This is a genomic window from Streptomyces sp. NBC_01520 (assembly GCF_045040375.1).
Taxonomy (GTDB): Bacteria; Actinomycetota; Actinomycetes; order Streptomycetales; family Streptomycetaceae; genus Streptomyces.
The window spans coordinates 357,422-371,630 of the sequence record NZ_CP109404.1 but is presented as its reverse complement, the minus strand read 5'-3'; the positions used below and the strand labels follow the sequence as shown (position 1 = coordinate 371,630).

Genomic DNA, 14,209 nt, shown 5'->3' with positions numbered 1-14,209 from the left:
GCGCACCGGCCGGTGTGCCTCCGGAAGGCGTCCGGGTCCCGGGAGTGCCAGGGCGGACACGATCCCGTACACCGTGGACGTGGGACGAAAGGACCGCAGGGGTGCGCACCGATCTCGCCGGGAGGACCGCGGTCGTCACCGGCTCCTCGCAGGGCATCGGCCTTGCCGTCGCCACCGGGCGCGTCGGCGCGGGAGCCCGCGTCGTACTGACCGGGCGTGGCAGGGACCGGCTCGAAACGGCCGCGGACGTCCTGCGCGGCGCCGAGCCCGACGCGGACGTCGTCACGGTCGTCTGCGACCTGACCACCGAGCAGGGGGCGGCGGAACTGTACGAGGAGGTGCCCGCAGCGGACATCCTCGTCAACAACCTCGGCATCTTCGGGTCCAGGGCCGCCCTGGAGATCACCGACGAGGAGTGGCGCGCGTACTTCGAGACCAACGTCCTGGTCGCCGTCCGGCTGATCCGGCGGTATCTGCCCGGGATGACCGAGCGGGGCTGGGGGCGGGTGCAGAACATCGCGAGCGTCTCGGCGATCGTGATCCCCGCCGAGATGATCCACTACGGCAGGTCGAAGCCCGCGCTGCTGGCGGTGTCGCGAGGCTTCGCCAAGGAGGCCGCGGGCACCGGGGTGACCGTGAACTCGGTGATCGCCGGGCCCACACACCGGAGGCGTCGAGGACTTCGTCGCCGAACTGGTGGGCACGGACCCGCCGTGGGAGGAGGCGCAGCGAGTTCATGCGGCTGTACCGGCCGCAGTCCCTGCTGCGGCGGCTCATCGAACCCGAGGAGATCGCCCACCTCGTCGTCTACCTCAGCTCCCCGCAGGCGTCGGCCACCACGGGGGCGGCGCTGCGGGTGGACGGCGGATACATCGACTTGATCGTGCCCTGAGGTCCTGAAGCCCTGAGGCCCTGTGCCGGCCTGGGCCTCGGTGCCGGCCAGGGTCTGCGTGCTGGCATGATCAAGGGTATGGACGAGCGCATCATCGCCGCGTGTGACGGGGCATCGAAGGGAAATCCGGGGCCCGCGGCCTGGGCCTGGGTCGTCGCCGACGAGCAGGGGAGGCCCCAGCGGTGGGAGGCGGGCCCGCTGGGCACCGCCACCAACAACATCGCCGAGCTCACCGCGCTGCTGGAACTGCTGAGGTCCACCGATCCGGCCGTGCCCGTCGAGGTCCGCATGGACTCCCAGTACGCGATGAACGCGGTGACCAAGTGGCTGCCGGGCTGGAAGCGCAACGGCTGGAAGACGTCGGCGGGGAAGCCGGTCGCCAACCGGGAGCTGGTGGTCGGCATCGACGAGCTGATGGGGGGCCGCAGCGTCACCTTCCGCTACGTGCCCGCGCACCAGGTGGACGGCGATCCGCTGAACGCGCTCGCCGACCAGGCCGCGAGCGAGGCCGCCGTCTCGCAGGAGGCGGCGGGGACGTCACACGGTGCCACCGCACTGCCGGTGCCGGCTCCTGCCCGCTCGACGAAGAGCAGGGCGGGCGGCACGGCGGGTGCCGGCGCGGGCACGGGCTCTGCCAGGACCTCACGTCCCGGCGGGACCATCCGCGCGAAGTTCGCGGGCCGGTGCCACTGCGGCAAGCCCTACGCGGCCAAGGACATGATCGCGAAGAATCCGAACGGCTGGGGCCACCCGGAATGCCGGGCGGCGGCCGCCTGAGCCACAGGGAAGGCGCTGGGGCCCGTTCCCGGGGGCGGGGGGAGCCGTCAGATGTCGGCCCAGACCAGGCGGCCCGACAGGCTGGTGCGGGTACCCCACCGCGTCGCCAGCGTGTCCACGAGCATCAGACCCCGGCCGTCCTCGGCGAGTGACGCCAGGTCGAAACCCTCCAGGCAGTCCAGGTCGGCCATCGCCACCGGGCCAGGACCCTCTGTGCTGCCCGGGTGGTGCGGGCCGTGCGGCATCTCCCCGGGGCGGTGCGAAAGCTCCGGGCCGTGCGAAAGCTCCGGGCGGTGCGACAGCTCCGGTCGGCGCGGCAGGGGGGCCCGGGCGTAGGCGGCCGAGCCTGGATCCATCGGGCGGGACGGCGCGGGTACGCGGCGCCTGCCGTGGTTCCACACACAGATGCGGACCCTGCTCGGGGAGCGCAGGACACGACACCGGATCTTCCGGCCCGCCGTGTGCTGCACCGCGTTCGTGACCAGTTCGGTCACGACCAGGGCAGCCGTGTCGACGCGGTCGTCCGGCTCCCCCCAGTCACGCATGACTGCCTGCACCCGATGCCTGGCTTCAGGCACGCACTGGGCGAGACGGGGCATCCACCAGCTCCGTGCGCTCCGGCCGCCCGCGTCCTCCGAGACGAGTCGTGCGCAACTGACTATTTCCGACATGTATGTACTCTCGGCGCAAAGTGCATACTTTGCAAGCGACAGAATGCCTGAAAGGCTCCGAATCGGAATCCACGAGGAAGGTGCGAGCATGCGGCCCCGATCCGGTCCCACGGTCGAGCACCGTGTCCTTGCCGCGCGTCTGCGCATGCTGCGCGAGCGCGCGGGCGTCAGTCTGCAGGCGGCAGCCGCGGCACTGGATGCCCACCCGGCGACCGTACGGCGCATCGAACGCGCCGAGACCGGACTGGACGCCCGCCAGGTCAGCGTCCTCCTCGACCGGTACGGGGTCCCCGAGGCCGAGGCCGAGCCGATCATGGCAGGTCTCGGCGCCGCGAACCTCCCCGGATGGTGGCATCGGTGGCGGGACACCATGGAGCCGTGGCAGCAGGAGGTCATCGGCATCGAGTCCTCGGCCGGGCTCGTCCGGACCTGGCACCCCGCGCTGGTCCCCGAGCTGCTGCGCACCCCGGACTACGCGGCGGCCCTGTGCCGCACCCTGTACCCCGGCGACAGCCCCGGGCAGCGGGAGGGGCGCGTCGAGCTGCTGGGGGAGCGGCAGCGGCGGCTCGCGGAGCGCGGCGCGGCCCTCTGGGCGCTGTTCCCCGAGGCCGCGCTCCACACGCGCGTCGGCGGCCCCGAGGTGATGGCCGGCCAGCGGGCGCTGCTGACCGAGGCCGCGCACCGGCCGCACGTCACCGTGCAGGTGGTCCCCCTCGACTTCCCGCCGCACCCCATGACGGGCGTCCCGCCTCTCCACCTGATGCGCGTCCCGGCCCCGGAGATCGGCGACTGCGCCGTCCTGGAGACGCCGGGCGCCCGGGTGGAGATCATCGACGAACCGGACACGGTGATGCGCTACCGCATCCGGCTGGACAGTGCCTGTGCGACCGCCCCGCACCCCGGCTCCCCGCTGCCCGGAAACGGATAGGGCGCGTCCCGGGGGTTTCGATCACCCGGAAGCCGGTCACCCGCAAGGAGACAACCGACCGGTACGCAGCAGAGGAGTGGACAGCCATGGACAACTGGCGCATGCACGCGGCCTGCCGCGACGAGGACCCCGACCTGTTCTTCCCCATCGGCAGCACCGGGCCCGCGCTCGTGCAGACCGAGGACGCCAAGGAGGTGTGTGCCACCTGCCCCGTACGGGAACAGTGCCTGGAATGGGCCCTGGAGAACGGGCAGGAATCGGGCGTGTGGGGAGGCCTCGGGGAGAGCGAACGCCGGACGCTGAAGCGCCGCACCCGCAGGCAGGCCAGGAGTCACGGGTGACGCCTGTGCGCTCCGGCCGCCCTACGGGTGGACGATGAGGCATGGACACCTCGGTCTGGCTCGTCATCGGCGCGATCGCCGCCCTTCTCGTCGCGGGCACCGCCGCCGTTCTCCTGGTACGGGTGTTCCGGGCCAGGAAACTGCTTCTCGACGCGGGAATCCCGCTGCGCGACAAGGCGCTGGTCTGGGCCGCGATCATCTACACCGTGTCGCCCGTCGACCTGCTGCCCGATCCCGTCTACCTCGACGACATCGGCTTCCTGCTGCTCGCCCTGCGTTCGCTGCACACCGCCGCGCACGCGGCCGGAGTCCGGGTGCGGCCGGCGGACGCGCGGCGGGCCGGGATCGGGCAGGCCGGAACGGAATCGGAATGAGGGGCAACCTTTCGGCCTCCGGCGACGACTGACGTCTCGTAAGCCGTCCCCGGCCAGAAGGTGTCTCTCGTGGAGCCTCCGCTTCCCCACCCCGCACCCCGCTCGCGCCGTCGGCGCCGTATCACCCGCAACCACGCGCTGATCGGCTCGCTGGCGGCCGGACTGCTCGCCGCCGGCGGGATCGTCGCCCTCGGCCCGGCCTCGCAGGCCGCCACCGTCCGGCAGGCCGAGGCGCTCGACCGCGGCGTCGTCAGCGTGCACACCGACAGCGGTAACCTCGTCAGCTGGCGCTGGCTGGGCACCGACCCCGACGACGTGTCGTTCAACGTCTACAGGGCCGGCACCAAGGTCAACGCCACGCCCGTCACCGCCTCGACGAACTACTTCCACACGGGCGCACCCGCCACCGCCGACTACACGGTGCGCGCGGTCGTCGGCGGTGTGGAGCAGAGTGACTCCGTGCACGCGATCCAGTTCCGGGCCGGCTACAAGGACGTGCCGATCAGCCCGCCCGCGGGCGGCACGACACCCGACGGGGTCGCCTACACCTACGAGGCCAACGACGCCTCGGTCGGTGACCTGGACGGCGACGGCGCCCTCGACTTCGTGCTGAAGTGGCAGCCCACCAACGCCAAGGACAACTCCCAGTCCGGCTACACGGGCAACACGATCATCGACGGGATCCGGCTCGACGGCACCCGGCTCTGGCGGATCGACCTGGGACGCAACATCCGCTCCGGCGCGCACTACACCCAGTTCCAGGTGTACGACTACGACGGTGACGGCCAGGCCGAGGTGGCGACGAAGACCGCCGACGGCAGTGTCGACGGTGCCGGAAAGGTGATCGGCAGCTCCTCCGCAGACCACCGCAACTCCTCCGGCTACATCCTGTCCGGACCCGAGTACCTCACGATGTTCAACGGCCGGACCGGCGCGGCGATGGGCACCGTCGACTACGTCCCGGCGCGCGGCACCGTGTCCTCGTGGGGCGACTCGTACGGCAACCGGGTCGACCGCTTCCTCGCAGGCACCGCCTACCTGGACGGGGCCAGACCGTCGCTGATCATGGCGCGCGGCTACTACACGCGCAGCGTCATCGCAGCCTGGGACTGGCGGGGCGGCGCCTTCACCCGGCGCTGGACCTTCGACACCAACAGCTCGACCAACTCCGGCAAGGGGTACGACGGTCAGGGCAACCACCAGCTGTCCGTCGCCGACGCCGACGGTGACGGCAAGGACGAGATCATCTACGGCGCCATGGCCGTGGACGACAACGGCAGCGGGCTGTGGACGACGAAGAACGGCCACGGGGACGCCATGCACGTCGGTGACCTCGACCCCTCCCGGGCGGGACTGGAGGAGTTCAAGGTCGACGAGGACAGCTCGAAGCCGTCCTCGTGGATGGCGGACGCGAAGACCGGCCAGATCCTGTGGTCCACCCCCGCGAGCGGCGACAACGGCCGCGGCGTGGCCGGTGACATCTGGTCCGGCAGCGCAGGCGCCGAGTCCTGGTCCTCCGCCGTCTCCGGGGTGCGCAACCCGCAGGGCGCCGTGGTCACCAGCCGGAAGCCGTCCAGTTCGAACTTCCTGTCCTGGTGGGACGGCGACACGACCCGTGAACTCCTCGACGGCACCCACATCGACAAGTACGGCACCTCGGCCGACACCCGCCAGCTGACCGGTGCCTCGGTGCACTCCAACAACGGCACCAAGGCCACGCCGTCGATCTCCGGAGACCTCTTCGGCGACTGGCGCGAGGAAGTCGTCTGGCCGACGACCAACAACACGGCGCTGCGGATCTACTCGACGCCGTACGAGACCGGCACCAGGATCACCACGCTGCTCCACGACACCATGTACCGCACCGCGCTGGCCTGGCAGAACACCGCGTACAACCAGCCGCCGCACCCCAGCTTCGCCATCGGCAGCGGCATGGCCACCGCACCGCGGCCGACGATCACCACACCGTAGCTGCGGAAACGTCGGACTGCCGCTCACGAATCGGCGACTGCGAGTGATCCACTTGCAGTCGCCGTTCCGATGGCTGGACGCCTCCAGGGAGGACACCCGGGGAGATCTGACGGGAGCCGATGCAGCTCTGTGTCTGCCCGGCATCTCCGGATCATTCGCACACAGACCTGATCCAGTGAGCTGTCGCCGAGTCCTCTCGCGAGGCCGGACACACGAGCGATGAGGCGGAGACGAGGGCGTCACATACCTGCTCGGTCACGTCGCACAATCCGCACCACCTGCCGTGGCCGCCCGTTCAAGATCCTCATCGCGCGGAATCGACGAGCAGTACCACGCCCAGCAGCGGAAGATGTCCCTCGGCCGGCACACGCGGGAGCACCCCGGAGAAGAGCAGTTTTGCACCCTCCCCGCAGGAGATCCGCTCCCAGGCATCGGCCGGAGCTCCGGTCAGGACGTGGTCGATGCGCCAACTCCCGGCCGGCGACTTGACCTGCTGCGACTTGGGCACCGCCAGGACGTAGCCCACCCCGGTCTTTTCCAGCATTCGGCGGAAGTGCTGCTCCTGCCCGTAGGCCGCATCCGCAGTGACCCAGGCGATCGGCAGGGCGGAGTCCAGCGCCCGCTGGACCATGGCGCGTGCAAGTTCCGGCTTGGTCGCGAAGGACTTGCCCTCGGGGATCCGGGCCGCGCGGCAGCGATCGGGGTCCTCGGTCCATGACCTGGGCAGGTAGAGCTCGCGATCCACAAGGGCCCGACCCTTGGCAGAGGCGTAGGCGGCGAACACCCCGATCTGGCAATTCTCGGTGCGGCCGGCGGTGCCGGAGTATTGCCGTTGCACCCCGGCGGAAACGGCGCCCTTCTTCAGGAATCCGGTGTCGTCGACGATCAGCACACCGTCCGGCCGCCCGAGCCGCTCGGCCACGTAGTCCTGCAGATCGTCGCGGATCTCGTCCGGATCCCACCGGCACCATGACAGCAGCCGCTGCAACCCGTACGGGGTGTCGTGGCCCGCGTGCTCGGCTATTTGCCAGCTGTTCTTGCGGCCGACGGGGCCCAGCAGGCCGCGCGCACAGTCCCGCATCCGACGCCGCGGCTCGACCCGGCCGAACCGCTCGCCAACCCGCAGCAGCAACGACTGCAACTCTGCTTCCCACAGCCCTACTTCGACATCACTCTCCATCTCCATGACTGGTTCAACGCACCCCGATCGGGTGAGTCACGAACCTCCGCCCACCTGATGGAGCGTCAGCCAACCAGACTCCAAAAAGACCCTGCGACCAGGACAAATGAAGAAGCACGGCTGGAGTACTAGTACTCCAGCCGTAGATCGTGATCTTGTGAGCGGGGGCGCCGCTGATATGGCGCGGCCACCATTGACCATCTCGACGAGACCGGCCCGCGCCATCTGCGGCATCCACCCCTCTCTGCCTACTTGAGTCCACCGAGACGAAGGGCATCCTCGATCTCGCTGAGCTTCGCGGACGGCAGGACGCCCGCCTGCCCAATCAGGTCTTCCCTGGCCAGGGTGACCAGCCAAGTGCAAGGGATGAGGTCGGGACGTGGAAGTGCGACTCTCAGGACGCCTTCGAGAGGCAGTCCTTCGGGGGCGCCTACTGCCACCTCAACGGCCACGCCGCTGAGATCGGTGCCCGCGGGAGCGACGACCTGCATCGCCAAGAAACCGGACGCCTCTTCTCCCGACAGCAGTACGACTGCCCGCTGCTCGTTGAAATCTGCCCACCAGACTTCGCCACGTCGCATATGTCCTCCTGATACGGGACGGCGCGCCTGCGTCGCCCCTTCGACCGCCGCCTACTCCAGGCACTCGAATGCGTCCTGCCAGCGGGCGGGGTCTACGCTGTGACCTGCGGCCACCGCGTGATCGTTTGTCTTCACACACCGATGATCAACAGTGGCGGCACCCACGTCCGCACCGGCCCCGCCGGCGTGATCAGGATCCACCCGCCGGAGTATCAGTCCAGAAAGATTCCGGCGAGGCGTGGCAGGCGGCGACGCATCTCATCGCCGTCGGCGACGTCCCACCGAACTCCGGCCGGCTCGGTAATAGCGCTGAGCGGGCCAGCTTCCGGGGAAGCCTCCAGCGCCTCGTTGAGCCCGTCCGCCTCACCCGTGAGACGTTGGTAGGCCCGGTGGGCCACCTGGTTGAAGTCCTCGTTCCCGATGAGCACGTCCCCGCCGTCCCGCACAGCCGGATGGTCAGCGAGAGAGTCCGGATCGGCGAGCGCGCGCTCGTACCAGTGCCGGCCGAGCGAGATGAGACCCTCACGGAAGTCCATAAACCCGTCGTCGGACCACCAGCCTTCGATGAGGAACGTCGCCGCCCACAGGTCGTACCGGTAAGCATGGTCGCGCAGCTGCCACTGGCGCAGGGAAAACTGGACGATCTCGGCAGGCGTGCGGCTCGCAAGCCGCTTCTCGCACGCGCGCTCGATCGCGTTGCGCCGATCGTCGAAGTCCAGTTCCAGCGCGTCAACCTCGGCGCATGCCTTGTCTATCAGGGCCCAGAACTCCTCGACATCCATCACGGCCTGAGTATGCCAGGCGCTTCGAAACCCCACGCCTGGTTGCGTGATCAATCCCGCGGGACGCGGCGGCCGGAACAAGATCTCCGGTGCGTGTGTTCGCTTAATTACCTACATGTGCTGAGTCGTCCCGGCGGACCTACCGTCGGAACCCGTTGAGCTTCAGCATCGGTTCGGACCGGCCTCGCCCGGCCCCGTGCACAGGAGTGTCAGACCGTATGGACGTCATCCCGGACAGCCCGTGGGCTGCAGCCGGTCTGGAAGCAATCAGCGGACGGGTGCTTGAGCACCTGGTGGGTGCGCCGTCGGCGGACGCGGCCACGGTCGCGGAGGCCACCGGAATCTCGCCGCGCGAGGCCGAGGAGGCGCTGCGGCGGCTGGAGGGCGCCCGCCCTGCTGGTGATACGGCTCGACGGGCGGCCGGTGCGCTGGGCCGCGAGTCCGCCGCGCTCGTCGCTCGGCGCGATACTTGCCCGCCGCCGGGCCGAACTGGCCGAGGCCGAGAGGTTCTTGGAGCGGCTCCAGGAGACGTACGAGGCGATATCAGGTCCTCGGGCGGCGCACCTGATGGAGGTACTGGAGCACGAGGAGGAGGTGTCTGCGCGCTACATCCAGCTCCTGAAGCAGAGTTCGGTGCAGGTGCTGCACCTGGCGAAGCCGCCGTACGTGACGGGCGCCGAGGTGTCCTCGGGCGATCTGGGCGTGGTGGCGGGGGTGCGGCTGCGTTCGGTGTACGAGACGGACGGGTTCACCGACGCGGTCTCGCTGGAGACGGCGCTACGGGGTACGGCGGAGGGCGGGGAGCTGCGCCTGGCCTCGTGGCTGCCGGTGAAGCTGGTGATCTTCGACCGGACGGCGGCGCTGCTGCCGATGCGCAGCGACCGGCCGGAGGCGGGGTCGCTGGTGGTCCACTCCTCCGCACTGGTGGAGACGCTGGCGGCGCTGTTCGAGAGCGTGTGGGCGGCGGCTACGCCGGTGTCGTTGGAGAGCCGGGACGACTGGCCGGTGCCGGGCGGGGTGAACGGCCCCGGTGGCGCGGACGGTTCAGAGGACCAGAGCCGCCCGGACGGTCCGGACGTGCCCCGGGTCGACGAGCGGACACGTGAGATCCTCCGGCTGATGGCCACCGGCCTGAAGGACGACTCCATCGCCCGGGTGCTGAAGGTGAGCCGCCGCACCGTGCAGAAGCACGTCACCGACGCGGGCAACGCGCTGGGCGCGAAGACCCGCTTCCAGATCGCACTGCGTGCGGGTCGACGCGGGTGGCTGGGGCCGGAACACGGGGCAGGCGGCTGAGGCCCGCGAGGCTCGGCCGTCCGCACGCGCGCCTACCTGTCGGATGGTGCCTGCTAGGACGCCGTTGGGTTGTCCTGATCCCGGTGTCGTGTGTTGTCGGGGAGAGCTGCTAGCAGGTGGTGCAGCTGCTCCGAAGTCCCAGCCCCGGATACCGCACATCTGCTCCTCCCGGATGAACACCCGCCCCGGGTGGCGCAGGAGGAGTGCGAGCAGGTCGAACTCCCGCAGGGTGAGCACCGGCGCATACCCTCCCACGTCGCGCGTCTGGTCACAGGGTCGAGGCCGAGAGCCGCGCTTTCGAGCAGTGCGGAGCTCCCGGTGGGTGTTGCGGCCGCCCTGACGCGGCGCAGCACGGAGTCGGCGCGCAGGACGAGTTCGCGGGGGACTGAAGGGCTTGGTCACGCAGTCGTCCACCCCGTCTCCAGACCGAGGTGATCAACGTCCCGGCCGACGACGACAAAGACCTCCAGGCGTAGACCGGCCGGTGGGCGCAGTCCGTGGACGCGGAGATCGAGTGCCGGACCGGGCGCGCATGACGCTCCTCTTACGGACGGAGACCTCCATCGTGACGAAGATTCCTCTGCCTTCGCATCGGCGCGAAGCTGTCGACGCGGTCCTGTGCGCCCTGGAGTTGGTGCCCGGCACACGTTTCCCGGTGCTGGAGGCGGGCGATGGCCTTGCTCACCCCGGCGGTGTCGGCCGTCGGGCGCCGGCCAGTACGAGTGGCGGCCGTCCACCAGTTGGCGGCTGACGCAGCCGAGTGGCTGCAAGGATTCCGGTGTTGCCATGCGCGGGCCGGGTTGTCCGGCACCCGGCAGGCCTTGGCTGTGGAGGTGTTCCGTCTCCGATGCCTGGCGGCACTCAGCGGAGTGGCCGGTTGCGTAGCGCGGCGACCAGCGACAGACCAGCACCGTCGCGAACTACTGGAGCAAGATTAATCTGCGCAGCAGTTCAAATCCGGCTCGGCCGAAGGACGCCCGGTCAGTCGCCCGTCACCGGGTCGCGCCGCGTGAGGCAGTAGACGCCGCCGGCAGGGTCCCGCAGCACTGTCCACGCGGGGCCCTGGCGGACGAGCGTGGCGCCGCACCGCTCGTGCCAGGCCTGTCCCGCAGCGAGGTCGGGGCAGGCGATGTCCAGGTGCGCCGAGGCAGGGCGGGCCTCGTCCAGGCGCTGGAGCAGCAGGTGCACCGGCAGGTCCAGGTGCGGGCGCAGCGCGTGGAACTCCTTGTGATCACCCGGAGTCGACTCCCATTCCGTCAGAGCCGCCCAGAAGGCGACCTCGGCATCGAACGCGGCCGGTGCGACATCGAGGCAGAGCTGGTCCAGCCGGCTCTCGGGACCCCCGCGGGCGGCGAGGACCGGCGGGCGCACCTTCTGGCCACGCCAGGGAACGACACAGAACCGCTGACCGCCGGGGGAGCGCAGCACATTCAGCCCCGGCTTCCGTGCTGCCACCACGGCGCCCAACTCGGTGGCCCGCGCGGTGAACGCCGGCAGGTCCTCGACCGCCAGATCCGGATGGGCGCCGCCCGCCCCGCCGACGGCCTGCACCGCCAGGCAGGCGTCGGCCCCGTCGGTTCCGTCGGGGAGCAGCGTGGTGAACTCGCCCCGGTCGCCCCACGGCGCGGACTCGTGCGTCCCCGTGACCTCGGCCCAGAATGCGCGGGCGAGGCCGACAGCGGCTGTCGGGCGGTCGATGAAAGCGTAGGTCCAGCGAATCACGTCGCTCCTTCGGGAAGTCGGGTTCATGGCAGGCGCTGCCACCGTGCCAGGGTGCCCGCCCGGCCGGTTCGTTCACCACTCGTTCACCGGTGGGAGTCCGCGCAGGGCTTTCCCCCGGGCCGGCGGGGACCTACGCTCGGCCGCGCAACGATCAACGTGGGGGCGCCGGAGAACGACGCCCGACAACGTTGTCCACCCTGCGGAAGGTATGACATGCCCCCCAGACCGCCCGCGGCCCGGCGCTTCGGTGCGCGAGCCGCCGCGATCGTCATCACCGGCGCCCTGGCCGCTGCCGTCACACCGCCGGCCGCACAGGCCGACGCGCTCGTCACCCGACCCACCGCCTATGTGGACCCGCTGATCGGCAGTGCGAACGGCGGCAACACCTTCCCGGGCGCCACCCTCCCGTACGGCATGATCGCCTGGTCCCCGACCAGCACGACCGGCGACCAGACCAGCACCGGGGCGGCGAACGGTTACGAGTACGGGGCCACCCGCCTGCGCGGACTGAGCCTCACCCATGTCAACGGTGCCGGGTGCAATCCGGGCGCCGCGGGCGATGTGCCGATCATGCCGTTCGTCGGAGACGTCACCACGTCGCCGTCCGCCGATACGAAGGACGCCGTGTACGCGGCGAACTTCTCGCACGACAACGAGCGTGCGGTGCCCGGCCGTTACACCCTCGGCCTGGACTCCGGCGCCTCGGCCGACCTCGCGGTGAGCAAGCGCGCGGGCGTGGCCGACTTCAGCTTCCCGGCCGGCAAGCCCGCCAACCTGCTCTTCCGGGTGTCCAACTCCCTCAACGGCAGCGAGGACGCCGAGGTCGAGATCGACACCGCACACCGAAAGGTGACCGGTTCGGTGCTGACCGGGGCGTTCTGCGGACGGCGCGCCAACGGTGGCACCAACAACCGCAAGAGCTACTACCGGCTCTACTTCAGCGCCTCCTTCGACCGGGACTTCGCCTCCACCGGTACCTGGAAGGACGGCACCCTCGCACCCGGCTCGACCACCGCGAGCGGCGGCGAGGGGTACGCCACCGGGGCCGACCGGGCCGGACGCGGGTCCGGCGGATGGGTCGGCTTCGACACCACCGCCGATGACGACGTCCGCATGCGGATCGGGATCTCCTACGTCAGCCAGGCCGGAGCGGAGGCCAACCTCCGCAAGGAGATAGCGCCGAAGTCAGGCGTGGACGATGTCGCCCGGGCCGGATCCCGTGCCTGGGACCAGGAACTGACCTCCGTACGCACGGGCGGCGGGACCGACGCGCAGCGCACCACCTTCTACACCGCGCTGTACCACTCGCTGATGCAGCCCAACCTGATCAGCGACACCGACGGCCGCTACCCGGGCATGGACGGGAAACCGCACCGTGTGACGCGCGGGCAGGGGGCGCAGTACAGCAACTTCTCCGGCTGGGACCAGTACCGCGCCCAGATCCAGCTCCTCGCCCTCCTCAAGCCGAGGATCGCGGGCGACTTCGCCCAGTCCCTGTACAACTTCGCCCGGCAGAACGGCGGGGTGTGGGACCGCTGGGTGCACGTCAACGGTGCCACGCACGTGATGACGGGCGATCCCACGGCGGCCACCCTCGCCACGTTCTACGCGATGGGCGTACGCAACTTCGACTACGAGGGCGCCTTCGAGTCCCTGGCCCGACAGGCCACGGTGCCCCACCCCGACGGCCTCTCGGACGCCGGGTGCCCCGGCCAGTGCACCGGCCAGCGGCCCAACCTCGCGCAGTACCTGGAGTCCCACTACGCACCCCAGGACGTCTGTCACTGCTGGGGCGGCGCCGCCGAGACGCTGGAGGACGCGGTCGCCGACGCCGCACTGGGCCGCTGGGCCCGGCTGCTGGGGCGTGACGAGGAGGCCGACGTCTTCGACGCGCGCGGCCGTTGGTGGCGCAACGTGTTCAACCCCGAGGCCGGCGACGGCGCAGGGACGACCGGCTACATCCAGGCACGCAACCTCGACGGCTCCTGGGTGACCCCGTTCAGCCCCGGCAGCGACCGCGGCTTCGCCCAGGGCACCAGTGCCACGTACACCTGGATGGTCCCGCAGGACGTGCAAGGGCTGGCGGCCGCGATGGGCGGCCGGGACACCGCGGCCAAGAGGCTGGACGCCTTCTTCCACAAGGCGGACGGCTCCTGGTCGGTGAAGGGCGGCGACGCGCTGCGCTACGACCCGACCAACGAACCCGGCATCCACGCCCCTTGGCTCTACAACGCCCTGGGGAAGCCGTGGAAGACCCAGGAGACCGTGCGGGAGATCGTGAACACGGTGTACGGGACCGGTCCGCGCGGTCTGCCGGGCAACGACGATCTCGGCACCATGTCCGCCTGGTACGTGTTCTCGGCCCTCGGCATATACCCGCAGACGCCGGGCAGCGCCACGATGCTCCTGGGTGCCCCGCTCTTCCCGGCCGCGGTGATCGACCGGCCCCAGGGCAAGGACATCGGGATCACGGCCCCGGAGGCCGACGCGACACATCCGTACATCGACGCGGTCACGGTCGACGGACGGCCGGGCGACAGGTCCTGGACCGACGCGCGACTGGTCACCAGGGGCGGGTCGTTGACCTACCGGCTGGCCGACCGGCCGAACACCACGTGGGCCACCGGACCTGCGGGTCTGCCGCAGTAGCGGAGCGACGGGCCCCGGGCCCGAGCCCGGTGGGCGGCGCGCCGC

12 protein-coding genes and 1 pseudogene are annotated in these 14,209 nt (G+C 70.5%); 8 read left to right on the top strand and 5 right to left on the bottom strand.

Annotated features, from left to right (window positions below; genetic code table 11):
* The first annotated feature begins 101 nt into the window (after positions 1-101).
* Both OG524_RS01645 and OG524_RS01640 read left to right on the top strand, forming a co-directional pair.
* A pseudogene (locus OG524_RS01645) lies at positions 102-892 on the top strand (SDR family NAD(P)-dependent oxidoreductase).
* A gap of 78 nt (positions 893-970) precedes the next feature.
* Complete coding sequence (locus OG524_RS01640; RefSeq protein WP_405392780.1) at positions 971-1,669, top strand: ribonuclease H; 699 nt, start codon at positions 971-973, stop codon at positions 1,667-1,669.
* Positions 1,670-1,716: 47 nt separating this feature from the next.
* On the opposite strand, the gene OG524_RS01635 is transcribed toward OG524_RS01640, so the two are convergent.
* On the bottom strand, positions 1,717-2,268 hold the full coding sequence (locus OG524_RS01635) for an ATP-binding protein (protein WP_405392781.1): 552 nt from the start codon (positions 2,266-2,268) through the stop codon (positions 1,717-1,719).
* A gap of 160 nt (positions 2,269-2,428) precedes the next feature.
* Between OG524_RS01635 and OG524_RS01630 the strand changes: the two genes are divergently transcribed.
* The 4 genes from OG524_RS01630 (at position 2,429) to OG524_RS01615 (ending at position 5,954) form a co-directional block, all read left to right on the top strand.
* A complete protein-coding gene (locus OG524_RS01630) occupies positions 2,429-3,268 on the top strand; it encodes a helix-turn-helix domain-containing protein (protein WP_405392782.1) in 840 nt (279 codons plus the stop codon).
* Between the two features lie 86 nt (positions 3,269-3,354).
* The gene (locus OG524_RS01625; protein WP_405392783.1) at positions 3,355-3,609 is read left to right on the top strand and encodes a WhiB family transcriptional regulator; all 255 of its coding nucleotides are present in this window, start codon (positions 3,355-3,357) and stop codon (positions 3,607-3,609) included.
* A gap of 41 nt (positions 3,610-3,650) precedes the next feature.
* Positions 3,651-3,983 carry a YkvA family protein gene (locus OG524_RS01620; protein WP_405392784.1) on the top strand — a complete coding sequence of 111 codons (333 nt, stop codon included), beginning with the start codon at positions 3,651-3,653 and terminating at the stop codon, positions 3,981-3,983.
* Positions 3,984-4,052: 69 nt separating this feature from the next.
* Entirely contained in the window at positions 4,053-5,954 is a 1,902-nt protein-coding gene (locus OG524_RS01615; protein ID WP_405392785.1) for a rhamnogalacturonan lyase, read from the top strand.
* Positions 5,955-6,258: 304 nt separating this feature from the next.
* On the opposite strand, the gene OG524_RS01610 is transcribed toward OG524_RS01615, so the two are convergent.
* The 3 genes from OG524_RS01610 to OG524_RS01600 form a co-directional block, all read right to left on the bottom strand.
* On the bottom strand, positions 6,259-7,140 hold the full coding sequence (locus OG524_RS01610) for an IS701 family transposase (RefSeq protein WP_405808693.1): 882 nt from the start codon (positions 7,138-7,140) through the stop codon (positions 6,259-6,261).
* Positions 7,141-7,382: 242 nt separating this feature from the next.
* A complete protein-coding gene (locus tag OG524_RS01605) occupies positions 7,383-7,715 on the bottom strand; it encodes a type II toxin-antitoxin system PemK/MazF family toxin (RefSeq protein WP_079076564.1) in 333 nt (110 codons plus the stop codon).
* Between the two features lie 212 nt (positions 7,716-7,927).
* Entirely contained in the window at positions 7,928-8,497 is a 570-nt protein-coding gene (locus tag OG524_RS01600) for a DUF4240 domain-containing protein (RefSeq protein ID WP_405393383.1), read from the bottom strand.
* Between the two features lie 399 nt (positions 8,498-8,896).
* Here OG524_RS01600 and OG524_RS01595 point away from each other — a divergent pair, with 399 nt between their 5' ends.
* The gene (locus OG524_RS01595) at positions 8,897-9,793 is read left to right on the top strand and encodes a LuxR C-terminal-related transcriptional regulator (protein ID WP_405392787.1); all 897 of its coding nucleotides are present in this window, start codon (positions 8,897-8,899) and stop codon (positions 9,791-9,793) included.
* 981 nt (positions 9,794-10,774) lie between these two features.
* On the opposite strand, the gene OG524_RS01590 is transcribed toward OG524_RS01595, so the two are convergent.
* Positions 10,775-11,515, bottom strand: a complete 741-nt coding sequence (locus tag OG524_RS01590) for a VOC family protein (protein ID WP_405808690.1) — start codon at positions 11,513-11,515, stop codon at positions 10,775-10,777.
* A gap of 213 nt (positions 11,516-11,728) precedes the next feature.
* Between OG524_RS01590 and OG524_RS01585 the strand changes: the two genes are divergently transcribed.
* The gene (locus tag OG524_RS01585) at positions 11,729-14,164 is read left to right on the top strand and encodes a GH92 family glycosyl hydrolase (RefSeq protein ID WP_405808688.1); all 2,436 of its coding nucleotides are present in this window, start codon (positions 11,729-11,731) and stop codon (positions 14,162-14,164) included.
* Positions 14,165-14,209: the final 45 nt, after the last annotated feature.